Origin of the sequence: Peptoniphilus catoniae (assembly GCF_901447155.2) — a bacterium.
Lineage (GTDB): Bacteria > Bacillota > Clostridia > Tissierellales > Peptoniphilaceae > Peptoniphilus_E > Peptoniphilus_E catoniae.
The window spans coordinates 78,851-103,469 of record NZ_LR588416.1; the positions used below are offsets into that span (position 1 = coordinate 78,851).

Here is a 24,619-nt window from a genome sequence, read left to right on the forward strand (position 1 = left end):
GCTTTTTATTAATATAAGAATAACCATTATCAAAGAGATAATGGCCCCGCAAAAAAAATCATATAAGCGGAAGCGATAAAGCATCAATTTCGTTAAAGGGCTACTTCCCATCCCTTTACACTTACGCACTTTACCTACTCTATATCAAACAACATTATACCATTAGAAGATAATTTGTAAATATTTGTAGCCTAATAAAAAAACCGGCTCCTATAAGAGCCGATTTAATGTCTTTAATCGATCTTTCAATTAATTTTAAAATGGAAATAAAGGACTTAATATTCTAAGGAAGAATATTATGGCAAGCACTGCAATCATTGGAGTGATTTCCTTCTTCTTTCCTGTTAAAAGTTTAAGCAGTACATAGGACATAATACCAAAGCTGATACCTTCAGCTATTGAATATGCAAAGGGCATCATTGTTATAGTTAAAAATGCCGGTACTGATTCTGTAAAGTCATTAAAGTTAATTTCCTTAATAGGACTCATCATGAAAAGTCCAACTATTACAAGAGCTGCTGCCGTAGATTCCGGTGGCACTATTGAAAATAGTGGAAAGAAAAATAAGGATATAAAGAAGAAAAATGCCGTTGACAAAGCCGTCAATCCTGTTCTTCCTCCATCAGCAACACCGCTGGCTGACTCTACAAAGGTGGTAACTGTACTTGTACCTAAAAGAGCACCTACTGTTGTTCCAATAGCATCAGCCATTAAAGCATGACTTGCATTAGGAAGTCTACCCTCTTCATCAAGCATTCCCGCCTTAGTTGCTACACCTGTTAGGGTACCTATAGTATCAAACATATCCACAAATAGGAATGTAAACATTATAGAAAACATTTCAAAGGTGAAGATATGATCGAATTTAAGCTTAAAGACAACAGGTCCTATATCAGGCGGTAAAGAAAATATAGATTGTGTAGGAAGTGATGAAACACCTAAAATCACAGCCACAACTGTAGAGCCCACTATACCTATAAGCAAAGCTCCCTTTACTCCCTTTGCAGTTAAAAATGCCATAAGGAACAAAGCAAAGAAAAATACGAAGGTGTTTTTAGTAAGAAGGTTGCCTAGAGTAAGAATTACTCCATCTCCCTGTCCAATTACGCCTGCATTTGAAAAGCCTATAAAGGCGATAAACAATCCTATACCTACACTGACAGCGTTCTTTAGGACAATAGGTATTGATGTAAAAATTGCCTCTCTTACGCTGAATAAGCTCAATAAAATAAATATAATACCTTCAAGAAATACAGCAGTAAGAGCAAATTCCCAAGTCTTACCAAATGATAAAACTACAGTGTAAGTAAAAAATGCGTTAAGTCCCATACCCGGAGCAAGTCCGAAAGGAAGATTAGCATACAGTGCCATTACCAACATGGCAATAACTGAAGAAACAATTGTAGCTGTAAATACCGCTCCCTTATCCATACCTGTTTCAGAAAGTATAGACGGATTTACTATAAGTATATAGGACATGGTCATAAACGTAGTAAGCCCCGCCATAAGTTCGGTTCTGGTATCAGTACCTGCTTTTTTTAAACGGAACTTCTTTTCTAAAAAATTATTTTCCATTAGATCCCTCCCGGACTCTATTATACCAAATAGCTAAGTTTATAGTATCCCTCTATAAAAATTTTTCTTTAAATCGTGTATAATATGTATCTAAGGAGGTCTAAATGAAAAATTATAAATTAATTAATGATGAATATATAAAAGACGTAGACTCAGAAGTTAAGGTCTATGAACACATAAAAACTAAAGCTAAAGTCCTCACCCTTTCAAATAAGGATGAAAATAAGGCTTTTAGTATATCCTTCAGAACCATTCCCAAAGACTCAAAGGGAGCAGCTCATATAGTTGAGCACTGCGTTTTGTCAGGATCAAGAAAGTATAAAACTAAAGAACCATTTATGGATATGATAAGGGGAAGTATGCAAACCTTTTTAAATGCAATGACCTATCCCGATAAAACTATGTATCCTGTAAGCTCAAGAAATAAAAAAGATTTATACAACCTTATGGATGTTTATCTTGATGCGGTTTTTTATCCCCTTATGAGGGAAAAAGAAGAAATTTTTAAACAGGAAGGTTGGCACTATGAGCTTGAGGATAAAAGCTCTCCACTTATTTATAATGGTGTAGTCTATAACGAAATGAAAGGTGTCTATTCAGATCCCCAAAACCTTATTTCAGATCTTATCTGCCTTAACCTTCATAAGGATTCTTCCTATGGAGTTGATTCAGGGGGAAATCCTAAAGATATACCTAGCTTAACCTATGAAGAATTTTTAAGCTTTCACAAAAAATTCTACCATCCATCAAACTCTTATATCTATCTCTATGGCGATTTAGATATGGAAGAAGCTTTGAGCTTTATTGATGAAAACTACCTTAAGCACTTTGACTACAAGGATATAGATTCAAAGATCATTCTAAATGAAGCCTTTAAAGAGCCTAAGCACATTAAGGGAAGCTTTGATGCTGATGAAGATAAAAAAAACAGAGACTACCTTGCCTATAGCTGGTGTATGGGGACTGCGGACAACAAATTGGATTCCTTTATGCAAAACTTTTTAATCGAGCTTTTAGTTAATTCCGACTCAGCTCCCCTTAAGATGGCGCTTTTAAAAAAGAATTTGGCAGAAGACATTTATGCCGAAGGATCATCTTCCCTTGCTCTGGACTTTTCAATTATTGCTAAAAACACCGACGCTTCAAGAGCAGAGGAATTTAAAAATACAATTTTTTCAAGCCTTAAGGATCTTGTGAAAAACGGTGTCAACAAGGATCTCTTAGAAGCGACTCTTAACAAATTTGAATTTGCCTTTAGAGAAGGTGGCGGTGCCTTAAAGGCAATTATCTATAATATCAGGGCCATGAACTCCTGGCTCTACGACAAATCTCCCCTTGACAGTTTAAAAACCGACGACTTAATTAAACAGCTGAGGGAAAGCATAAATACGGACTTTGTGGAAAGATATATAGAGAAGAAACTTTTAAACAACAGCTATGCTCTGCTTTTAGAAGCAAGACCTGAAGTAGGCAAGTCTAAAAAAGAAGCCCTGGAGCTTTCAAATAAACTTGAAGCCTATAAAAAATCCTTAAGCGATTCAGAAATTAACAACCTGATTAAAAAGACAAAGGAGCTTTTTGACTTTCAGCTTACAGAAGATAGCCCTGAGGATAAGGCGACTATACCCACTCTTGAAATATCAGACATAAAAAAAGAAATAACTCATATTCCAAGACAGGTAATTGAAGAAGAAGATACCACTTACCTTTTTAACCCACAATTTACCAACGGTATATCCTATCTTACTATCTCCTTTGACACAAGCCACATTAAAACAGAGGACCTTGAAAACTTAAGCCTGCTTTCAACTCTTCTCGGCAAACTGTCAACTAAAAACTATTCCTACTCAAAGCTGGATTCGGAAATCTATAAGGTTATAGGCAGCTACTCTATAAGTCCCACCTCCTATGAGGACTACTCAAATAATAAAGAGCTTAAGAGAAGACTTAACCTAAACTTTAGCAGCCTGGACATTAATTTAAAAAAATCATTAGATATAATTTCAGAAATTCTTTTTAAATCAGAGCTTGAAGACAAGGATAGAATAAAGGAAGTCCTTCTTATGGAAAAATCTTCAAACGAATCAAGTATTTTGCAAAGCGGTCACATTCTAATGATGGAAACAGTAAGAAGTTATTCCTCCAAGCAATCTTCCTATAATGCAAAAACAGGAGGACTGCCCTACTACTTCTACACCTGCGATCTGTTAGATAGGTTTGAAGAAAAATGGGAGGATTTTTATAAATCTATAAAGAAACTTTTAGCCGAATCTATAAACCGAAAAGGATTGGTAATAAACTTTACAGGTTCAGAAGAATCCTTTAAGGAAAATAAAAAATACCTAAAGGAATTTGTAAGCTCCCTTCCTAACAAAAGCTATAAAGCTTGGGACTATGAATTTAAAAAAGAAGCCAAGAACCAAGCCTTCTCCATGCCCTCAAATGTGCAGTATATATCCAAGGGCTATGATTTAGATTCACTAAAGGCAAAGTATAACGGAACCTACTCAGTCCTTTCAAATATACTTTCATCAACCTACCTCCACGACAATATAAGAGCCAAGGGAGGAGCCTACGGCGGCGGGATGAAAATTTCAAGAACAGACCTTGCAACCTACTCCTACAGAGACCCAAATCTTATTAAAACTGTAGAGGTCTATAACAATATCTATAAATTTGTAGAAAATTTAGATATGAACAAAGAGGACATTAAAAACTTTATTATCGGAACTATGAATACCTTTGATCCCCATCTTCCACCATCAGGTAAAGGCAGCCTTAACTTTTCAAGATATATGACAGGCACAAGTGAAGAAGAGGTTTCAAAGTTTAAAGAAGAGGCGATTAATACAGAGCTTAAAGATTTAAAAGCCCTTGCTCCCCTTCTTAAAGAAGCCATGGAGAAAAATTATATTTGCGCCATAGGCGGAGAAGAAATCCTTAAGGAAAATAAAAATCTCTTTAAAGAAATAATAAAACTTAATAGATAAAAATAATTTCTTTTAGTAAATCTTAATTAGGTATTTATTACCTTAAAATTTAATCGGCATAAAGGTATTAACCTTTGTGCCGATTTTTATATTTCTACTTTCCTCTAAAGTCCGACAAAGGCAAAAGGTAAAAGTTATTTTGCTATTAGCGAATGACAAAATCAAGACCGACTCAATGAATTTGTATATATTAAGCTTTAAAATAAGCTATAATATTATAAAAGAAATTAATAGATTAGAATGTGATTATGGAAATATTAAGTAGAATTTGTAAGTATTTTAAATGTGATATCTCAGAAGTATTGTAATATAGAATGGAGAAAGAATAATGAAAGAAAGTTTGTATGATAGACTAGGAGAACTTTTAAAAACAAAAGAAGAGTACAGGTCGGAAGATGGAGAACTGTTAAAAGCCAAAGTGTATTCAGATATTATGACCATGGATAAAAATTTAATTTCATTATTACTATCTGATGAAGAAGTTAAAGAAGCCTTCTTCTTAAAAGTGGATGATACTCTCGTTTTTGACAAGCAAAAATTTGCCTGGATAATTGATTCAAAAGAATTCTTGCCGGACTCTTACACGTCTTATACCAATAAAATTGGTTTAACAAGTGATGGAGATTTTATATCACAAAAAAGTGATGTGGTTTTGGATTTTCCCTATAAGGACTGTGTTCTTGAAGGAGGACAAACAAAGGACGACCAAAACAGAAAAGAAATTTTCTATAATGAAACATTAGCTCAAGATGAAATAAGACGCATGCTTGATCCAAAAGTATTTACAAAGGCAAAAAGATATACAAAAGGCGGTGTAGAAGGAGGAATTACTTTTAATGAAGATGATAATTTAATCATCAAAGGCAATAACTTAATCGCACTTGAAAGCTTATTAAAAAGATACGAAGGACAGATTAAGTGTATCTATATAGATCCTCCTTATAATACTGGAAGTGATAGTTTTGGTTACAATGATAATTTTAATCGATCAACATGGCTAGTATTTATGAAAAATAGACTGGAGGTAGCAAAAAAACTACTTTCACCAGAAGGTATAATCTTAATTCAAATAAGTTTCCATGAATACCCATATTTAAGAGTAATTGCTGATGAGGTTTTCGATAGTGGAAAACATTTATTAGATTTTAATACTCTTGTAAGACACCCTGAAAGAAGTTTGACTGGAGATAAAGAATTTAATGATGTAATAGAATATACATTATTATATTCTAGAGATAAGAATTATAAAATGCCAAAGCAAATTATAGAGAAGACTAACGATGACTACCAATATGATTTTGAGTTTAAAAATAATCCAAATGAAGTGTTAAATTTAGGAGATAAATTAGTATCTGTATATTATCCGGAAAATGTTAACATAATTAGAAGAAAAGGCCATTCAGATGGATTAAAATCAATGTCGATAAGAGGCAGTATAAGAGAAAAGAATTCAAGCGGTAGATTTTATGTGGCTAATTTAGAACCTTTAATATCAAAATATCCAAAGGGGACTATATTTACAGTTCCTGATATGGGCGATGATGGAAGGCTATTTAGAATATTTGAACTCCCAAAAGGAAATAATAAAAATGGTTTTTATTATCAGGGAAAGCCTATATCTTCAAATGTTACATTAAAACCATACCCTAATTTTTTAAATTTTGTCAAACAATATAATTTAGTAAGCGATGAAGGAAATGTATCTTTTAGAAATGGGAAAAAGCCAGAAGAATATATACAATTTTTTTTAGATATTTTAACAAAACAAAATGATATAGTTCTTGACTTCCATCTTGGTTCAGGCACAACTGCAGCAGTTGCTATGAAAATGAATCGTAGGTTTATTGGTGTGGAGCAAATGGATTATATTGAAGACATAACGATAGAGCGTTTAAAAAAAGTAATAGACGGTGAGCAAGGCGGTATTTCAAAAGCTGTCAATTGGCAGGGAGGAGGTTCTTTTGTATACTGTGAGCTTATGGAAAATGGAAATGACCTTATAAGAAAAATAGAAAACGCTGATGAGAATACTGTAAAAGATGTAAAAGCAAAAATCTACAAGGATGAAAGAATAGTTCCTTATATCACCACAGAAGAACTGGAAAGTGTGGACACTGAGTTTGAAGAATTAACTCTTGAAGATAAGAAAAAAGCTCTTATAAAACTAGTCGATAAAAATAAGCTCTATGTAAATTATTCTGATATAGATAATGCTGACTTTAATATTTCAGAAGCAGATAAAAGGTTTACTAAATCTTTTTATGAGGTGGACTAATGGATGATAAATTTTTATATGAAGAATTAGATTCAGTAAAAAAATTTGGTTTTCTAAAAGAACTACCTAACACCCTTGAAAGTGGACTTTCAGAAAAAATCCTTTTAAGAGATTATCAGAAAGAGGCCTTTCAGTATTTTATAACATATGTAGAAAACAAAGAGCTATCTAAGAATAAACAGATTCATACATTATTTCACATGGCAACAGGGTCCGGAAAGACCGTTATTATGGCGGGGCTTATCCTGTACCTATACACCAAAGGATATAGAAACTTCCTTTTCTTTGTTAACCAGACCAATATACTGGAAAAAACCAAAGAGAACTTTTTAAATGCTCTTTCAAATAAGTATCTATTTAGCAAAGAAATCGAATATTTGGGAGACAAGGTCAAGATTAAAGAAGTAGACAATTTTATGGGACTGAATAGTCTTTCAAAGGATATTAATATATGCTTTACAACTACACAAAAACTACACTTTGATCTATTAGCTCCAAAGGAAAACTCCTTGACCTATAAAGATTTTGAAAACACAAAAATCGTCTTTATATCGGATGAATCTCACCATGTAAATACCATAACTAAAAGACTGACAAAAGATGAAGAGGCTGACAAAAACTCTTGGGAATACTCAGTGATGAATGCATTTCACAGAAATAAAGATCATGTACTCCTAGAGTTTACGGCAACGGCAGATATTAAGGATAAGAATGTAAGAGCAAAATACTTGGATAAGATGATTTATAATTATCCACTCTTAAACTTTAGACAGTCAGGCTATACTAAAGACTTTCAAAATTTTGCTACTAATTCGACCCTTTGGGAAAGATCATTGATGGCTATTGTAATGAGTGAGTATAGAAAATATCTCTTCTCTGATTCCGGTGTAAACATTAAGCCTGTTGTTCTTTTTAAGTCCCAAAGGATTAATGACTCGGAAGAATTTTATGATGAATTTTTTGAAAAATTGAAAAGTCTATCGACAAGTGATTTAGAAAGCTTATACAATACGGAGATAAAAGAGCTAAGTTCTGCTCTTGAATATTTTAAAAAGAAAGATAATTCTCTAATGCTTCTAGTTAATTCATTAAAAGACGGTTTCACAAAAGATAAGTCCATTATCATGAATGGAGCGGCTGACAATACGACAGACCAGCAACTACAGGTAAATTCACTGGAAGATAAGGATAATCCAATTCGTTTTATTTTTGCCGTGGATATGCTTAATGAAGGATGGGACGTTTTAAATCTATTTGATATCGTAAGGCTTTATGATACCCGTCAAGGTGGAAAAGGAATATCTAACTATACTATTAAAGAAGCTCAGCTTATTGGACGTGGAGCCAGGTATTGTCCATTTAAGGTGGATGAAAGCCAAGAGAGATTTAAAAGAAAGTATGATTACGATTTAGACAATCCCAATAGAGTGCTTGAAACTATGTATTTTCACTCGAGAGACGACTCTAAATATATTTCTGAGCTAAGACAAGCACTTATTGCAACAGGAATGGAAGACCAAGACCCGATAAAGATCACCTATGAAGTAAAAGATTCTTTCAAAGAGTCTGAAATTTATAGAAAGGGCTTTGTATTTTCAAATACACGTGTACAAAAGGATAGGTCTAATGTTAAAGGGCTTGAAGAAAGTAAAAAAAATACTATTCATCCTTATACGGTAAGGGATTCAAGTGGAATGATTCATACTCTTTTTGGACAAGATAAAGTGCTTGAAGAACCGGCAAAATATATGCTTAATACCTCTTATAAGTTTAAAGATATACCCTATAATATTTTATCTGGTGCTGCAGAAAGTTTTAGAGAACTTAGATTTTCTGTTTTAAAAGAGAAGTATCCAAGATTAGAATCAGTCAGAGAATTTTTAACTGATGACAATTATTTAGGGAATAATGTTTTAGAGATTGTCCATAGTAATAAGATGGTCGCGGGAAGAGATATATTTAATGGGCTTATAAGAGCCTTTAACAGCATTTCTTCTTTTATATTAAGTCTAAAACCTGAGTATGAGGGATCGAGAGTATTTTCTCCAAGCAAATTGTCCGATGTTATAAGGAATAAGTCTATCTATCTATCAAGTATCGATACTAGTGGAGGTATGGGCGAATCCCAAAACACCAACCCAAATAAGAATTACCAACTAAGCCTTTTTGACCAGGACTGGTATGTTTACAATGACAACTTCGGAACAAGCGAAGAAAAACTCTTTATTAAATATTTTAATAGGGAGATTAAGCCTAAATTAGAAGAAAAAGGGGTTAAATTCTTCCTGGTAAGAAATGAAAGAATTCCAGAGCTTGCGATTTACTCTTTTTCTGATGGAGAAAGATTTGAGCCTGACTTCTTGCTTTTTGTTGAAAAAGATAAGTCTAGTACTAGATCAAACTACCAAGTTTATATAGAACCTAAGGGAAGTCATCTTTTAGATAAAGATGAGTGGAAAGAGAAATTTTTACTCGAAATAAAAGATGAACACGAAGTGGAAAACACCCTAGTTACTGCTAACAAAGATTATATGATTTTAGGACTACCTTTCTTTAATGCAGAAGAGAGAATGGAAGATTTTGAAAAGAAAGTTAGAGAGTGGTTGGAACAAGTGTAGAAGATATAACTAGTGATGAGTAGAAAGGACTGGAATATATATTTTAATAGCATGAAGAAAGAGACTAGGTAGGCTTTAATGCTGCCTAGTTTTTTCTTACTTTCTTTACTTAATTATATACTTTTTGAGCTTAAAGCAAAAATAAACCCGGTGTACTGCCGGGTTTATTAAGTGTATTTATTTAGATTTTATTTTTTATATCTTTCTGCCAAGGCTATAATTCTATCTACTGCATCTATTGCCTTTTTCTTGTCTTGTGAGAAGTTAAGTCTAATGTGTCTTGTAAATTCTTCTCCAAATTCTGTGCCGGGTGTTACAATTACATTTGCTTGAATTCTAAGAGCATTTACAAAATCATTAAGGCTTATTTTAAGTTCAGGAAGCATTGGGAACACATAGGATCCTCCCTGAGTCTTTCTTGTTTTAAATCCAGCCTTGTTAAACTTTTCAACTAAAGCGTCTCTAATTTCTTCGTGATCTTTTATTCTATCCTTTAACCAATTTTCAGGTTCACTGAACCAGTCTTTTAAAACTGCTTGTGAGTATCCTGCAGCTCTTAGAGATACAATAGCCTGTAATTTTTCCATTCTTGCAATTATGGTCTTTGAGCCGTATCCTACTCCAAGTCTGTATCCACTCATGGATTCTGTTTTTGAAGGTCCTAAAATTGTTATAAGTTTATCCTTGTTTTTCATTTTTGAAATCATGTGAGTAAACTTTTCGCCTGAAAAAATTTGTCTTGAATAAAGTTCATCAGCTATTACTGTAACATCGTACTTATCTGCCAGGTCTGCAATTTTTTCTATTTCCTCTTCGCTATAAATTACACCTGTGGGGTTATTGGGATTTGAGAAAAGTAAAAGTTTTGAACCTTCCTTAAAGGTCTTTTCCAATTCTTCAAAATCTATTCCGGCCTTATCGCTTTTATCTTCATATTTTATTCTTACATATTTTGGTTCACCATCGAAAAATTCCACAAGTTTTCTGTTGGCAAAGTAGTCAGGGGCAATTATAGTAGCCTTATCTCCTACAACAAGGTTTGCTCCTATAGCAAGAAAAAGTGCTCCTTGGGTTCCGGGAGTAATAATAATTGAATCCTTATCTAATTTTTCACCTGCAAATTCGCTGATTTTTTCGGCTAAATATTCTCTAATGGATTCTTTACCTCTGTACTCTGTATAGGCTTGAGCTCCTCCGATTTTAAAACCTTCGTTAAATCTCTCTATTGATCCCGGAATAGGTGTATGGGCATCAACATCTCCGTGAGAAAAGTCAACAGGCTCTCCCTGAATATTTTCACCTAGATAGTTAAAGCTGTCTTCTTTTTTTCTGACTTCCTGTCCTGGAGCATTGTCCACTCCTAAAACCTTAAACTTCTCAAAAATATCTCTCATTTTTACCTCCATTTATTAATTATTATATAAAACTTTCTCATCAATTTCATTTACTGACTTTGCCACTATCAAGGTACCTGCCAAATCTCCTGTAATATTTGCAGTTGTGTGAGGTATATCTATAACAGGCCAAATTGCGGCTAAAATCGGCACCAAGGTCAATGGCATACCCAAAGTTTGTAAGAGAACTGTAGACATTACAATGCCCGCTCCCTTTACTCCGGCAGCTCCTATGGAAAGAACAAGTCCCATAAAGACAAACTGAACCAGGGATGCAAGTGTTATTTCAAAACCATAAAGATTTGAAGCAAATACTGATATTACTCCAATTGCTACAGCCATTCCATTCATGTTGCAAGTATTTCCCAAGGGTAGAGTAAAGCCGTAAACCTTCTCGGAAACTCCAAGTTGCTTTTTGGCAAGGTCAATTGATACAGGAAGAGTTGCAGCAGATGATGTGGTTGAAGCTGCAACAATCATTGATGGCGCTATCTTCTTAAAAAATAGCATAGGGCTTACTTTGGCAAGTACTTTAACTAACAATGCCTGCATAATAAATATTACAACTATACAAGCTACATAGTCTGTTATTATCATATTAAGCACCTGCATTAACATTGAACTTGAAAGAGTAGTCATCATTTCAGCTATAAGGGCGAAAATACCTATTGGAGAAAACTTCATAATAACTTCTGTCATTTTAAGCATCATATCTGCGCCTTGTTCTATAAGTTTTACCAAGTCCTTTGTGTGCTCTCCCAACATAAGAAGTATTACCCCTGCCATTATGGCAAAGACAATTATTTGTAAGGTGTTTCCTGTTGAAAGGGATTCAAAAATATTTGTAGGTATCCAACTTATAAAGTTGTCGAGAAAACTGTATTCCGCAGCCTCAACAGTTTGCTCTGTAAGAAGGTCTGTAACTCCCTTACCCGGTTGACTTACAAGGGCAAAAGCCATTCCTATAGCTGCAGATATGGCAGATGTAGCCACATAAAAAGCAACTATTCTTATTCCAACTGTTTTCAGCTGGTTAACATCACCCATTTTACAAACTCCACTTATTAAAGTAGTAAGTACCAAAGGTGCAATTAACATTTTTAACAGCCTTAGAAAAATTTGTCCTAAAAAGCTTATGTATGGCACGTATCCCGGCAAAAATATTCCCAAAAGGGCGCCGAGAATTATAGCTATTACTATTTGCTGCCAAAGTTGTAACTTTTTCATAAGAAAACCTCCTTATTTCTTCAGTCTTTTATGTTATAATTATATCATCAAATTATAACTTTATGGTGATAAAATTTGTTTTTAATCTTTAAACCCTTTACTTATCTATAATTATATAATTAAATTTTACTCACCTATATGAAAAAAGTTTAAAATTTATAAAAGGAGGAGTTTATGTATAAGCCGGTTTTTAGTGAAAGTTTATTAAATGAAATAAGAAGTAAATTCGCCTATCTCAATTATGACCCGACTTATGGAAAAAGAATTTTTCTTGACAACGCAGGAGGGTCTTTAAGACTTACCGAGTCAATTACCGACAAGGTCTATTGGGACCTATTTCCTGATTGCCCTTTAAGGTATCACAAGAGAGCACTTGATATAAACAAAATTGTTACAGACTCCGAGAAGGAGCTTTTAACCACAGTTTTTGGGGCCTCAAAGGGCAGTATTATGACTGAAATCTCCGCTTCCTCCTGCTTTTTTAAAGCAACAAGAACTATAGTTGATGGTGTTAAGGGAAAAAATGTTGTTACTTCCAATGTGGAACATCCTTCAGCCTATGACTCCTTAAAAATAGCTGCAGAGAGAAATAATTTGGAATTTCGTGTAGTTGAAGTTGATAAGGAAACTGGATTTATAAATCCTCAAGACGTGGCGGATCTTGTTGATGAAGATACAGTTGTAGTAAGTATAATTGCAGCTTCAAATATCAGCGGCAACATTATGGATCTTAAAAAAATTAATGAACTTATTAGAAAAAAGAAAAAGGATGTTTATTTTATATCCGATGCGGTACAACATATGCCTCATGGCCTTGTTGATGTAGTTGAAGAAGGTCTTGATTTTGTGAACTTCGCCTTGTATAAGTTTTTCGGCAACAGAGGTTTAGGAATAGGCTACTGTTCTGAAAGGATGTCAAAGCTTAATCACGATAAACTTATTGCCAAGGATGATTCTGAATGGATGGTAGGTACTCCGGCACCGACTCTTTATCTGTCAACTTTAAAGGTTATAGATTATGTTTGCTGGATCGGCAGTCACTTTACTGAATCCAAGGATAGAAGGACTCTTTACTCTCAAGGTATTAACAAAATAGCCGAGCAGGAAAGAGCACTTCTTTACTACGCCCTTGAGGGAGATAAAACAGTGCCAGGTTTAAGACACATTGACAATGTAACTGTTCATATAGATACAGAGGATCTAACAAATAGAGATTTAATTATGGCAATAGAAATAGGAGGTATATCCTTTGAAGATGTTGTCGAAGAATACTCTAAAAGAGGAGTCACTCTCTTTAACAGAGTCAACACTTCAATATACTCAAAGAGAATTGTTGAGGCTTTAGGTTTAACAGGTGCCATAAGGGTTTCTCCTCTTCACTGTCAAAACTTTGACGAAATAAGAGAGTTTTTAATTATAACTAAAGAGATAGCGGAAAAATTTAAAAAGTAATTTAAGCTTTATTTGAAAATTTTCCAAAAATAACTCCCGGCTTTTCAGTCGGGAGTTTTTATTAAAGGTTTATAATTTTTATTCATATCTAAGTGCATCTATAGGGTTTAACTTTGCAGCCTTGTTGGCAGGGTAGTAACCGAAAAATATGCCTATAGTCATGGAGAATCCTACTGCAAGGATTACTGAACCGATTGATGGAAGTGTCGGCTCTTTCATCATACTTGATCCTGCATAGCCTATAATAGCTCCGAGAATTATGCCGAGAATCCCTCCTATTACACAAATAATTATACTTTCTATAATAAATTGCAGCCTTATATCCTTGTTGGTAGCTCCAAGGGCCTTTCTTATTCCGATTTCTCTGGTCCTTTCAGTAACTGAAACAAGAAGTATATTCATTACTCCTATACCTCCTACTAAAAGGGATATAGCTGCAATGGCACCTATAGCAAGTTGAACATTTGCCATGGCGGAGTTTGTCTCATTCATATTCTCCTGTAAAGAGTAGGTATCTATTTCCGATGACTTTTCCAAGTATTTGCCTTCATTGAAATATTTTTTAATTTTTTCTGAAAGCTCATCTACATTTTTGCTGTCCTTACCTAGGACTAAAATATATTGGTAATTCTCCTCATCTCCTGAGGAATTAAATTGGGAATTTGCAACAGTTGTAGCTATGTAGAGACTGGTTGGAGAATCTTCATTTTCTCCACCGAAAATCCCGGCATTAAAAGGTACATACTTATATATGCCCACTACTCTATAGCTTCTAAGAGAATTATTAACTGATACTTCTATTTCTGATCCTAAGGCTTTTTCCGTACTTCCTCCGTAGATTTTATCTACAACCTTGTCTGAAATTATCCCCACTTCTCTTCTTCTTTCAATGTCTTCATCGTTAAGAAATCTGCCTGCAAGAATTTCAAGCTTATCCATGTCTTTAGTGCCCGGTGATGTTCCTAAAATTGAAACATTTGCAGTTTCTCTATCCTTTGTTACAGTTCCTGAATAAGGACCTTCTGAAAGAACTATGGATTTAATATCTTCTTTAAAGGTTTCCTCCATCAAGTCTATATCTTCTTTTGTCATAAGGTCGGAGGAGGAAATATCATCGTAATTATAACCTTCCTTTGGACCAACCATAACCTGTATAGCTGCGGCATCCATTTGAGAAAAAGCTGATGATATGGTATTTGATAGGGATCTTCCTATTGTAAGGATACCTATTACTGAAGCTATACCTATTATTATCCCAAGCATAGTTAAAAAGCTTCTCATTTTATTGGCAAGTAGACCTGACAAGGATGTTTTAATATTTTCAAGTATTTCCATTTGCCACCTCAATTCTGCCATCTGTCATAGTTAAAATTCGTCCCGTTTCTTCTGCAAGCTCGGTATTGTGTGTAATAAGGACTATGGTTTTGCCCCTTTCTTCATTAAGCCTGTGGAAAATATCCATAACATTTCTGCCGGTTTTTGTATCAAGGGCTCCGGTAGGTTCGTCTGCAAGGATAATATCAGGGTCATTTGCCATGGCTCTTGCTATGGCGACTCTTTGCTTTTGTCCTCCTGAAAGCTCGTTAGGGTTATGACTTGCCCTGTCCTCCATATCTACTACTTTAAGAAGGTTCATGGCTCTTTCATTTCTCTCCTTGGAAGAAACCTTGCCATACATCATAGGCAGGGCAACATTACCTAAGGCGGATATTCTTGGAATAAGGTTAAAGTTTTGAAAGACAAAGCCTATTTTTTTATTTCTTATTTTAGACAGGTCCTTGTCCTTAGTTTCCATTGTGTCTTGACCGTTTAAGTAATAGCTTCCTTCAGTGGGTCTGTCTAAAAGTCCTATAATATTCATTAAAGTTGATTTACCTGAACCGCTGGCTCCTACTATGGAAACAAATTCTCCCTCAAAAATTTCCAAGGATATACCATGTAAAATTTCAAGCTCATTAGGCTGACCTATATAGTATCTCTTTACTATATTGGCCATGTCTATAATTTTTACTTCCCTATTCATTTTTTGCCTCGTCAGATTCTTCTATAGGACCCACTTCCATGCCTGCACTGTATTTATCAGGCATATTAATTACATTTAGACCTTGAAGCTTTGTATCAGATGTTATTACGGCTTCATAGTCGTTCTTTTCTTTAACTATTACAGGAAATTCCTCAAGGGTATACTTATTAACCTTTTCTCCTATATGGGCAAGGATAAAGCTTTTTCCATTCTTTTCATAAATTGCATTTACAGGTACTGTAAATACATCCTTTTTACTTTCAAAAATATATTTAACTCTAAGGGTCATTCCCGGTTTTATTTCATTGTTCACGTCTTCAATGGTAAGTTTTGTTTCATAATAAACCTCCCCTGATCCTTGAGTGTTAATGGCTTTATTTTGAATAGGTGTAGGATTTATAGATTCAACCTTTGCCTTAAATACCTTTGATGAACCGAGAGCGGAGCTTGTAACCTCGGCATCCATACCGATTTTAATATTATTTATATCAAATTCCTTAACCTTGGACTTTACTATAATTCTATCTACCGTATCAACCTGTGCAAGGTAGTCTGCCGGTACCTGTCCTTTTATCATGTTAATCTCTGTAACTGTACCTGATATAGGTGCCTTTATTACAGTTTTTTCAAGATCTTCATAAAGATGCTTTAAATCAACGCTGTTTACACTGTTGTCTCCTGATGCTCCTGCTATATCAAGGTTGCTTTTTAAAGAGCTTATTTCATTTTTTGCAGCAGCTTGTGCCACATCGAGATTTCTAAGGGCACTTTCATAAGCGGTTTTTAAGTCATTGGCGTTTTTTCTATAGACCTCAAGCTGATCCTGCCTTGACATTTCAGTTTTGCCCTTTTGGTCCTCTCCTAAGCTTAAATCGCTTTTAGCCTTGTTAAGGACAAGGCCCTGTTGATCTATTTCCATATTGGAAGCCTCTATTTGCTTTTGTGAGCTTTCTATTTCAGCTTCATACTTTGCCTTGTCAGTTTGAGCTAAGGTTAAATCTTCAGTTAAGCTTTTTAGCTCAGCCTTTAAGGCTTCAAGCTCTCTTTTATCTGCTTCAAGCTTTCCAAGATTTGAATTATCTTGAGGCAAAGAATTAATTCTGTCTATCTCTTTTCTTATTTGAGTCTCTCTTTCTCTTAGTGAATTTAAAAGTGAATCTGAACCGGGTACACTTGTGTCTACAGAATTTATTTTAAGACCTATGTCTATAAGCTCCTCATTAAGTCTATCTAAATCTACTGAAGAATTTGTCTGACTACTTGAGGCTGACTCTATAAGTCCTGTAAGATCATTAATTCTTTTATTTAAGTAGGACTCTCTTTCCTTTAAATTATGTATTTTTGAGTTTACAGAATTTAGCCTAGAGGAGTTTTCCCCTATAGTTCCTTGAAGACTTAAAAGCTTTTCCCTTGACTGGTTATAATTTAGCTGTGCCGCATCTACAGAATCCTTTGCTGTCTTATCTGTTGTATTTTCCTGAAGAATTTGAGAATTATATCCTAAGCTGATGGATCTTTCATAGTCATCATAAGTCCTTTCAGCACTTTGCCATTGGTCATAGGCTGCAAGAACTGCATTATTGGCAGCTATTAAGTTTGCATTGGTACCTTCATCTAAGCTTTTTTTAGCATCATTAAGTCTATCCTGAGCATTTTTAACCTGTGTTGATGTAGACTTGTTGTTGGCTGCAATTATAGCCTGCTTAGTTTCTATCTGTTGCCTTATAGTGGCATCATCAAGTCTTGCTATAACTTGGTCCTTTTCAATTTTATCTCCAACCTCAACATTTATTTCCTTAACGGGAAGAGCCTTTTCGCAATAGATTTTCAAACTGTCTTCACTTACTGCCTCACCTTGTTCGGTAACTGCAGTTTCAAAATCTTTTTTTTCTAAAGTGGTAACTTCACTTCTAGCTATTGGAGGAATTTCCTCTCCCTTAAAGAATATTTTCTTAGCAGCTATAAGTAGGAGTAAAATTATAGGCAATATAATTAATAATTTTTTGTGTTTTGATATAAAATTTTTTAGCTTTGACATCTCTGCCTCCTTCCTCACAATTATACTATAAGTAATGAATCTGTTTATTAATAAATCATTAAGACTTTCTAAATTATTTCTAAATTTACAAAAAATTACCGTCTGAGACGGTAATAATCAGTTAACCTCTTCTTTCTTGTAAAGTAAATAGGAGTAGGCTACGGGGATCGCCACCATTAGTGCAATAAGAGTAATTTCTATATAAGCGAGAATATTATAGAAAAATATAGAGGCAAGAAGCATTAGTATCCCACATACAACCCAAAGATATCCCGCCAATCTGTGAGTCTTTTCCCAAACATAATCACTGTTTAGAGTCCAGGGAACTCTTATGCCTATAGAGTAATTTCTCTTAGTCTTAGGCAGATAGTTTCCTATAGCTATAAACAAAAGGCTTAAAAATATAGTTAAATAAAATCCTACTTTTATATCTTTTCCCAAAGCATAAGCTATAGTTATATAAGTAGTTACAAGACACAAAATAGGCACTCCTATAAGAACTACATTAAGGGCATAGTCCCCTTGGTTTTTCCTTTTAGGATCAGCTGATGTAACAAAATATGAAATAATATATATGCCCAGCATAATAAGAGGCAGACCGAAAAGGGCAAAGGACTTACTTGCAAAACTATCAGGTATATCATTTGAATTAAAATGAATAGCTACAGTATCCGGCAGCCTATTATAATAAACAAATCTTATAATAAAGGGAATTATAAAAATTAATAAACCTATTTTAAATGTCGTCTTTCTTTTCATTTCCATCACCTTCTATAAAATTTAAAATATTTCCAACAAGCTCTTCAAAAACTGAAGCATTTAAACTGTAGTAGATAAAATTTTTCTCCCTTGTATCAATTACAAGACCCGCATCCTTTAACAATGAAAGATGATAGGAAAGAGTTGCCTTAGTCATATTAAAGTTTTCTGCAATTTCTCCGGCACTCATTCTTCCACCCTTAAGCATTAAAAGAATTTCTCTTCTGTTTTTATCTCCCAGGGCCTTAAAAGTTTTTTCAAAATTCATATACTCACCTGTTTCGAATTTTTTCTAATTAGATTTTAACAAGGTCCTAATAAAAATGCAAGAACTATTTAGAAAATTTTCTAAATATTTTTAATGCTTTAGACAACTGTTAAGGTCTATTGCTTTTCTTAAAGCAAGATATAAAAACTTTTCCTTTAAATTAAAAAGACCTTCATAAGCTCCTTAATGTAAGGTTACTATGAAAGGTCTTTTCTTTATCTTCTCGCCGATCTTTTATATCTGTCTGGAATTTTATAGTAGACTGCCGTTCTGCCTTCTTTTTCTTTCTTTTCAAGATTCTTCTTTGCTTGTGAAAGCATTAATTTAATTCTGTTAAATTGATTTACCTCACTGGCAGAGGCATCAAAGTCTATTGGTACTATATTTGATTCAGGGTAATGCTCCCTTATGGCCTTTATTACTCCCTTGCCTGTTATGTGATTAGGCAGGCAACCGAAAGGTTGTACACAAACTATATTGGGAACTCCCATTTCTATAAGCTCAACCATTTCAGCTGTTAAGAGCCAGCCCTCTCCATATTGATTGGCAAGGTCCACATAAGGCTTTGCAAGATTCATTAGCTCTTTGACTTTTTTTGGAGAATCATATCTTGATTTGTTAAGCCTTGCCCTTATATGCTTCCTATACATTTCAATATAGGCTATACCCATGTTGCAAAGTATTGCGGGAAGCTTATCCTTGGACAACTTTTCATTTTTTATTTGTGCATTTTTAAATGAATACATTAAAAAGTCCGTTAAGTCCGGAACGACAACCTCCGCTCCTTCCTCCTCAAGCTTTTCAACTATGTGATTGTTGGCTGCAGGCAAATATTTTACCAAAATTTCTCCAACTATACCTACCTTAGGCTTGCTTTTATTTTCTATTTCAAGATTTTCAAACTCAAATATCATCTTTGAAATATTTTTTCTAAAGCCTGCTATGGAAAAGTCTTTAGTCTTTGAACACTTTTCTATCCATCTTCTCTTTAGGATTTTACTTGAGCCCTTTATCTTTTCGTAAGGTTTAGTAGCATTGTAAAGCCTCATTATTAAATCCCCATACATCATGGAAACAATAAGCTTGTTTAGAATTCTGATTCCCTGTACAGGTCCTATTTTTAAACCGGGATGACTTTCTATACCCTGGAAGGATAGGGCAAGCACCGGCACATGACCGAAGCCTGCATCTTTTATGGCCTTTCTTATAAAGCCTACATAATTTGATGCACGACAAGCCCCGCCTGTTTGAGTAATAACTAAGGTAAGATTGTCAGTATCATACTTGCCGCTTTTTAATGCATCTATAAACTGTCCTACTACAAAAATTGACGGGTAGCAGGCATCATTGTTTACATAATTAAGACCTTCATTTACCACTGACCTTGAAAGATCGTGAAGAACCTCAACATTAAAACCTTCATCATTTAAAATATTTTGAAAAATTTCAAAGTGTAAGGGCGACATTTGAGGTAAGAGCAGGGTATGCTTACCCCTCATTTCTTCAGTATATTCAAGGGGCTTTTCATTAATAACTGAATATGTCTTATCTCTTTTTCTTTTTTCTGAGGCTTCTATTAAGGACCTTATCCTTATTTTAATAGCTCCCAGGTTATTTACCTCATCTATTTTAATTACTGTATATATTTTGTTATAGGCCTTTAAAATTTCATTTACCTGATCTGTGGTAACTGCATCTATTCCGCAACCGAAAGAATTTAGTTGAATCATTTCAAGGTTATCCTGTGTTCCTACAAACTTAGCTGCTCTATATAGCCTTGAATGATAGTTCCACTGATCAAGAACTCTAAGTCTTCCTTCAATTTCTGTTAAATGGGCAATACTGTCTTCTGAAATCACTCCCAAGCCTAAAGAGTTAATAAGCTCTGAAACTCCATGGTTAATTTCAGGGTCTATATGGTAAGGTCTACCGGCAAGAACTATTGCCTTTAGGTTCTTTTCTTTTATTTCCCTAAGGGCTTCTTCACCCTTAGCCCTTACATCCATTCTGTACCTGTCCATTTCCCTATATCCGCTTTTTACAGCCTTCTTTAATTCCCAAAGAGAAATGTTATTAAAGACCTGGCTTAATCTTTCAGCAAGTTTTTTTCTGTCGTCAAAGGATATAAAAGGATTTAAGAATTTTACCTTATTCTTTGACAGGTTTTCAAGGTTATTTTTAATTACTTCACTGTAGCCCGCAACAACAGGACAGTTTAAAGTATTGTCGGAATTTTTATAATACTTTTCTTCATAGAAAACTGAAGGATAAAAAATAAATTTTACTCCCTTTTCTATTAGGTCTTCAACGTGGCCGTGAGTTAATTTTGCAGGATAACATGCGGTTTCTGATGTAATGGACTCTATACCCTTTTCATAAAGCTTTCTGTCGGACTTGTCTGAGAGTACAACTCTGTAGCCAAGCTGAGTAAAGAAAGTATGCCAGAAGGGATAATTTTCGTAAATGTTAAGAACCCTCGGTATACCTACAGTTCCTCTTCTTGCATCCTTTTCATCAAGAGAATCGTAATCAAAGAGCCTTTTGTACTTATAGGTATAAAGGTTAGGTAGGGCATCTTTTTCACTTCTTACTATACCTGCTCCCCTTTCACACCTGTTTCCTGTAATATATCTCTTGCCGTTGGAGAAAATATTAACGCTTAAACTGCAATTATTAGTACATTGTCTGCAGTTTGTAGATATGCTTTTATATTTAAAGCTTGTAAGCTCATCCTTCTTTATAATATTTGATAATCCTGTTGACCTCTCCTTGGAAATAAGTGCCATGCCCAAGGCTCCCATTAAACCTGCAACATTAGGTCTTGTGGCTTTTACTCCCGTAACCTCTTCAAAGGATCTAAGAACAGCATCACTTAAAAAGGTTCCTCCCTGGACAACTATGTTTTTGCCCAGCTGTTTAGGATCTCTGATTTTAATTACCTTTTGAATAGCATTTTTAATAACAGAATAGGAAAGACCTGCCGCAATATCAGCTACACTGGCACCTTCCTTTTGTGCCTGCTTTACGTTAGAATTCATAAAAACAGTACATCTGCTGCCCAGGTCTACAGGCTTTCTTGATTTTAAAGCTTCCCTTGAAAATTCCTCCGGTGTCATTCCTATTGATGAGGCGAAGGTTTCAAGAAAAGATCCGCAACCTGAAGAGCAAGCTTCATTAAGAAGTATTGACTCAATAACTCCATCGGAAATCTTCATGCTTTTCATGTCTTGACCGCCAATATCAAGAATAAAGTCAACATCAGGATCAAAATATTGAGCAGCCCTAAAGTGGGCGATGGTTTCTACTTCACCGAAATCCAGGTTAAGTGCGGCCTTTAAAAAATCTTCGCCATAACCTGTAACTCCTGACGCTGCTATATAGGATTTCTCATTTTTTCTTTCATATATCTCTTTTAAATTTTTTATTGCTATATCTAAAGGCTTACCCTGATTAGATCCGTAATAGGAAAATAGAATTTCATTGTTTTCAGATAAAAGCACAAGCTTTGAGGTTGTAGAGCCTGAATCCATACCAAGATACATGGGGCCCTTATATGTTTCTAAATCTCTTCTGGGCATTTCCTTAGTTCTGTGCTCTTGTCTAAATACCTCAACCTCATCTTCGCTTTCAAAAAGTGGTTTCAATATAGATTTTTCTTCAAAAGGAGCTTCTTCAATATGGTTAACTCTATCGTATAAATCTATAAGAGAAATATAGTCATAATCAAAGCTTGCCAAGGCTGCTCCCATAGCAACAAATATTTGTGAATTGTCAGGAGCAATTATTTCATCTCCCGTTAAGGCAAGAGTTTCTATAAATCTCTCTTTAAGCATAGGCAGAAAGTGCAAAGGTCCTCCTAAAAAAGCAACCCTGCCTCTTATAGGTCTGCCACAAGCAAGATTTGATATTGTCTGATTTACAACTGACTGAAATACGGAAATGGCAATGTCCGACTTGTCGGCTCCTTGATTAATTAAGGCCTGAATATCAGTTTTTGCAAAAACTCCGCAACGTGATGCTATAGGATATATTTTTTTATAGTCCTTAGCCAATTCATTAAGGCCTGAAGCATCTGTTTGTAAAAGAGTTGCCATTTGATCTATAAAGGCTCCGGTTCCTCCTGCACAAATGGAATTCATTCTTTGTTCAACAGTTCCCCTAAGGTAGGTGATTTTTGAATCCTCACCACCAAGCTCTATAGCGACATCAGTTTGTCCTATAAACTTTTGTATAGCTTCTGTTGCAGCAATAACCTCCTGTACAAAGTTTATGCCCAGCATCTTATGAATGGAAAGCCCTCCAGATCCTGTTACGGCAATTGTAACGCTGTCGTATTTGAATTCATTATAAAAGCCGTTTATTATATCTCTTATAGTTTTCTTTACATCTGAGTTGTGCCTTTTATATGTTGAATATAAAATATTGCAATCATTGTCCATGGCCACAAGCTTAACTGTAGTTGACCCGACATCAAGACCTATATGAACTCTCATTCAAATACTACCCCCCTTCATCTTTCTCCCCCTATATTCGTATAGATATTATACTACAATTAGGTTTAAATATGTACGATATATGAATGAATGTACATACTTCACAAAATTTTTACAACTAAAAAAGAGACGGCCTAAGCCATCTCTCTTCTCTTATTATTCAGCTATTATTCAGCGTGTGCAGCTCCAGTTGGACAAACACCTTCGCAAGATCCGCAATCAATACAAGAATCTTGATCTATTACATAAATGTCTCCTTCTGAAATACATCCTACTGGACACTCAGCTTGACAAGCACCACAAGCGATGCAATTTTCGTCGATTACATATGCCATTAAAAGCACCTCCATGAAATTTTATTTAATATTAAATGTTCTAAGTAATTTTATCACAAAATCTATTAATCTGCACTATATGGTAAAAGTGAAATTTGTCTTGCTCTTTTAATTGCTATAGTCATTTGTCTTTGATGCTTTGCATTAAGGCCGGTAATTCTTCTTGGAAGAATCTTGCCCTTGTCGCTTACATAATTCTTTAATAGAGCCACATCTTTATAGTCGATTTTTTTGTTTTTATCTTTTTCAAAAGGATCGACTTTTTTTCTGGGTCTAAATCTCCTTTGCATGTTCATCCTCCTTAAAAGGGTATATCGTCATTATCTACAGGGAAAAATCCTTCATCGCCTACTTTATCATCTTGGCTATTAAAGTCATTTGAATAGGCACTGTTTACCGGTTGATTGTTGAAGTTTTGATTTATAGGAGGTCTTCTCATTGCATTGTCAGTTTGACCTGAAAGACTCTCTATAAAATCTACACTTTCAGCTATTACATCTGTTGTATATACGGTTTGACCATCTCTTTCATAGCTGCCTGTTTGAATTCTACCTGTAATTCCTATTCTATTTCCCTTTTTAAAATAATTTGCAATAAGTTCTGCCGTTTGTCTCCAAGCAGTACAGCTTATAAAATCAGCTGTTTGTTGATTGGAGGCCTCAGCCTCTCTTTTTCTTTCCTTGGACATTCTTCTGTCTACTGCAATTGTAAATCTTACTACTGCAGCTCCGTTTTGAGTATATCTTAGTTCCGGATCTCTTGTAAGTCTGCCTATTAATGCTACATTATTCATATTTACACCTACTTATCAAGTCTTACAACCATGTGTCTCATAACCGGATCAAGGATTTTTGAGACTCTGGAAAATTCGTTAACAGTATCAGGTTCTGCTTCAAATTCTACTAAATAGTAGAAAGCTTCCTTAAAGTAATCGATTTCGTATGCCAATTTTCTCATACCCCATTCGTCTACCTTGTTTACAGTACCATTATCTTCAATAATCTTTTTCAGTCTTTCAAAAGCTTGAACTCTTTTTTCCTCTTCAATGTTTGGATAGAACATAATTACTACTTCATATTTGTTCACTCTATTCACCTCCCTATGGACTTGCGGCCTATATATCTATAAGCAGAGTCGGTTTAACTCATACATTATATATGAGTCTATATTTT

General features: G+C 34.6%; 17 protein-coding genes and 1 riboswitch. Of the genes, 4 read left to right on the top strand and 13 right to left on the bottom strand.

The features are described from left to right. Positions 1-61: 61 nt before the first annotated feature. A riboswitch (THF riboswitch) is annotated at positions 62-144 on the bottom strand. A gap of 111 nt (positions 145-255) precedes the next feature. Further along, positions 256-1,575 carry an NCS2 family permease gene (locus PEPCATONIAE_RS06565; protein ID WP_138160335.1) on the bottom strand — a complete coding sequence of 440 codons (1,320 nt, stop codon included), beginning with the start codon at positions 1,573-1,575 and terminating at the stop codon, positions 256-258. A gap of 104 nt (positions 1,576-1,679) precedes the next feature. On the opposite strand from PEPCATONIAE_RS06565, the gene PEPCATONIAE_RS06570 reads away from it, so the two are divergent. The 3 genes from PEPCATONIAE_RS06570 (at position 1,680) to PEPCATONIAE_RS06580 (ending at position 9,458) form a co-directional block, all read left to right on the top strand. Then, positions 1,680-4,565 carry an insulinase family protein gene (locus tag PEPCATONIAE_RS06570; RefSeq protein WP_138160336.1) on the top strand — a complete coding sequence of 962 codons (2,886 nt, stop codon included), beginning with the start codon at positions 1,680-1,682 and terminating at the stop codon, positions 4,563-4,565. Positions 4,566-4,893: 328 nt separating this feature from the next. Beyond that, positions 4,894-6,840, top strand: coding sequence for a DNA methyltransferase (locus tag PEPCATONIAE_RS06575; RefSeq protein WP_138160337.1), 1,947 nt, complete (start codon positions 4,894-4,896; stop codon positions 6,838-6,840). Beyond that, positions 6,840-9,458 (top strand): DEAD/DEAH box helicase family protein, encoded by a 2,619-nt coding sequence (locus PEPCATONIAE_RS06580; protein WP_138160338.1) that lies wholly within the window; start codon positions 6,840-6,842, stop codon positions 9,456-9,458. Before PEPCATONIAE_RS06575 ends, PEPCATONIAE_RS06580 begins: the two co-directional genes overlap by 1 nt. Before the next feature lie 188 nt (positions 9,459-9,646). Here PEPCATONIAE_RS06580 and PEPCATONIAE_RS06585 read toward each other — a convergent pair whose 3' ends face one another. Further along, on the bottom strand, positions 9,647-10,852 hold the full coding sequence (locus tag PEPCATONIAE_RS06585) for a pyridoxal phosphate-dependent aminotransferase (RefSeq protein ID WP_138160339.1): 1,206 nt from the start codon (positions 10,850-10,852) through the stop codon (positions 9,647-9,649). Between the two features lie 15 nt (positions 10,853-10,867). Continuing rightward, on the bottom strand, positions 10,868-12,079 hold the full coding sequence (locus tag PEPCATONIAE_RS06590; protein WP_138160340.1) for a dicarboxylate/amino acid:cation symporter: 1,212 nt from the start codon (positions 12,077-12,079) through the stop codon (positions 10,868-10,870). Between the two features lie 174 nt (positions 12,080-12,253). Between PEPCATONIAE_RS06590 and PEPCATONIAE_RS06595 the strand changes: the two genes are divergently transcribed. Further along, positions 12,254-13,531 carry an aminotransferase class V-fold PLP-dependent enzyme gene (locus PEPCATONIAE_RS06595; protein WP_138160341.1) on the top strand — a complete coding sequence of 426 codons (1,278 nt, stop codon included), beginning with the start codon at positions 12,254-12,256 and terminating at the stop codon, positions 13,529-13,531. A 78-nt stretch (positions 13,532-13,609) separates the two neighbouring features. Here the strand turns inward: PEPCATONIAE_RS06595 and PEPCATONIAE_RS06600 are convergent, their stop codons facing one another. From PEPCATONIAE_RS06600 to rpsF, 10 genes are all read right to left on the bottom strand, one after another. Continuing rightward, positions 13,610-14,866, bottom strand: coding sequence for an ABC transporter permease (locus tag PEPCATONIAE_RS06600; RefSeq protein WP_138160342.1), 1,257 nt, complete (start codon positions 14,864-14,866; stop codon positions 13,610-13,612). Continuing rightward, entirely contained in the window at positions 14,853-15,554 is a 702-nt protein-coding gene (locus PEPCATONIAE_RS06605) for an ABC transporter ATP-binding protein (RefSeq protein ID WP_282957739.1), read from the bottom strand. Before PEPCATONIAE_RS06605 ends, PEPCATONIAE_RS06600 begins: the two co-directional genes overlap by 14 nt. Continuing rightward, positions 15,547-17,592, bottom strand: a complete 2,046-nt coding sequence (locus tag PEPCATONIAE_RS06610) for an efflux RND transporter periplasmic adaptor subunit (protein WP_138160343.1) — start codon at positions 17,590-17,592, stop codon at positions 15,547-15,549. Before PEPCATONIAE_RS06610 ends, PEPCATONIAE_RS06605 begins: the two co-directional genes overlap by 8 nt. 117 nt (positions 17,593-17,709) lie before the next feature. Further along, positions 17,710-18,351, bottom strand: a complete 642-nt coding sequence (locus PEPCATONIAE_RS06615) for an SdpI family protein (protein ID WP_180339366.1) — start codon at positions 18,349-18,351, stop codon at positions 17,710-17,712. After that, entirely contained in the window at positions 18,329-18,619 is a 291-nt protein-coding gene (locus PEPCATONIAE_RS06620; protein ID WP_138160345.1) for an autorepressor SdpR family transcription factor, read from the bottom strand. The genes PEPCATONIAE_RS06615 and PEPCATONIAE_RS06620 overlap by 23 nt, the downstream gene beginning before the upstream one ends. A 215-nt stretch (positions 18,620-18,834) precedes the next feature. Then, entirely contained in the window at positions 18,835-23,112 is a 4,278-nt protein-coding gene (locus tag PEPCATONIAE_RS06625) for an acyl-CoA dehydratase activase-related protein (protein ID WP_138160346.1), read from the bottom strand. A 167-nt stretch (positions 23,113-23,279) separates the two neighbouring features. Further along, positions 23,280-23,447 (bottom strand): DUF362 domain-containing protein, encoded by a 168-nt coding sequence (locus PEPCATONIAE_RS06630; protein WP_138160347.1) that lies wholly within the window; start codon positions 23,445-23,447, stop codon positions 23,280-23,282. Positions 23,448-23,512: 65 nt separating this feature from the next. Then, entirely contained in the window at positions 23,513-23,737 is a 225-nt protein-coding gene (gene rpsR, locus PEPCATONIAE_RS06635; RefSeq protein ID WP_138160348.1) for a 30S ribosomal protein S18, read from the bottom strand. An 11-nt stretch (positions 23,738-23,748) separates the two neighbouring features. Beyond that, complete coding sequence (locus PEPCATONIAE_RS06640) at positions 23,749-24,240, bottom strand: single-stranded DNA-binding protein (protein ID WP_138160349.1); 492 nt, start codon at positions 24,238-24,240, stop codon at positions 23,749-23,751. Between the two features lie 8 nt (positions 24,241-24,248). Continuing rightward, complete coding sequence (gene rpsF / locus PEPCATONIAE_RS06645; RefSeq protein ID WP_138160350.1) at positions 24,249-24,533, bottom strand: 30S ribosomal protein S6; 285 nt, start codon at positions 24,531-24,533, stop codon at positions 24,249-24,251. Positions 24,534-24,619: the final 86 nt, after the last annotated feature.

Excerpts from the sequence above, each read along its gene's own strand:
- PEPCATONIAE_RS06565 (WP_138160335.1), bottom strand. The coding sequence starts at position 1,575 with ATGGAAAATAATTTTTTAGAAAAGAAGTTCCGTTTAAAAAAAGCAGGT.
- PEPCATONIAE_RS06570 (WP_138160336.1), top strand. The coding sequence starts at position 1,680 with ATGAAAAATTATAAATTAATTAATGATGAATATATAAAAGACGTAGAC.
- PEPCATONIAE_RS06575 (WP_138160337.1), top strand. The coding sequence starts at position 4,894 with ATGAAAGAAAGTTTGTATGATAGACTAGGAGAACTTTTAAAAACAAAA.
- PEPCATONIAE_RS06580 (WP_138160338.1), top strand. The coding sequence starts at position 6,840 with ATGGATGATAAATTTTTATATGAAGAATTAGATTCAGTAAAAAAATTT.
- PEPCATONIAE_RS06585 (WP_138160339.1), bottom strand. The coding sequence starts at position 10,852 with ATGAGAGATATTTTTGAGAAGTTTAAGGTTTTAGGAGTGGACAATGCT.
- PEPCATONIAE_RS06590 (WP_138160340.1), bottom strand. The coding sequence starts at position 12,079 with ATGAAAAAGTTACAACTTTGGCAGCAAATAGTAATAGCTATAATTCTC.
- PEPCATONIAE_RS06595 (WP_138160341.1), top strand. The coding sequence starts at position 12,254 with ATGTATAAGCCGGTTTTTAGTGAAAGTTTATTAAATGAAATAAGAAGT.
- PEPCATONIAE_RS06600 (WP_138160342.1), bottom strand. The coding sequence starts at position 14,866 with ATGGAAATACTTGAAAATATTAAAACATCCTTGTCAGGTCTACTTGCC.
- PEPCATONIAE_RS06605 (WP_282957739.1), bottom strand. The coding sequence starts at position 15,554 with ATGAATAGGGAAGTAAAAATTATAGACATGGCCAATATAGTAAAGAGA.
- PEPCATONIAE_RS06610 (WP_138160343.1), bottom strand. The coding sequence starts at position 17,592 with ATGTCAAAGCTAAAAAATTTTATATCAAAACACAAAAAATTATTAATT.
- PEPCATONIAE_RS06615 (WP_180339366.1), bottom strand. The coding sequence starts at position 18,351 with ATGAAAAGAAAGACGACATTTAAAATAGGTTTATTAATTTTTATAATT.
- PEPCATONIAE_RS06620 (WP_138160345.1), bottom strand. The coding sequence starts at position 18,619 with ATGAATTTTGAAAAAACTTTTAAGGCCCTGGGAGATAAAAACAGAAGA.
- PEPCATONIAE_RS06625 (WP_138160346.1), bottom strand. The coding sequence starts at position 23,112 with ATGAGAGTTCATATAGGTCTTGATGTCGGGTCAACTACAGTTAAGCTT.
- PEPCATONIAE_RS06630 (WP_138160347.1), bottom strand. The coding sequence starts at position 23,447 with ATGGCATATGTAATCGACGAAAATTGCATCGCTTGTGGTGCTTGTCAA.
- rpsR (WP_138160348.1), bottom strand. The coding sequence starts at position 23,737 with ATGCAAAGGAGATTTAGACCCAGAAAAAAAGTCGATCCTTTTGAAAAA.
- PEPCATONIAE_RS06640 (WP_138160349.1), bottom strand. The coding sequence starts at position 24,240 with ATGAATAATGTAGCATTAATAGGCAGACTTACAAGAGATCCGGAACTA.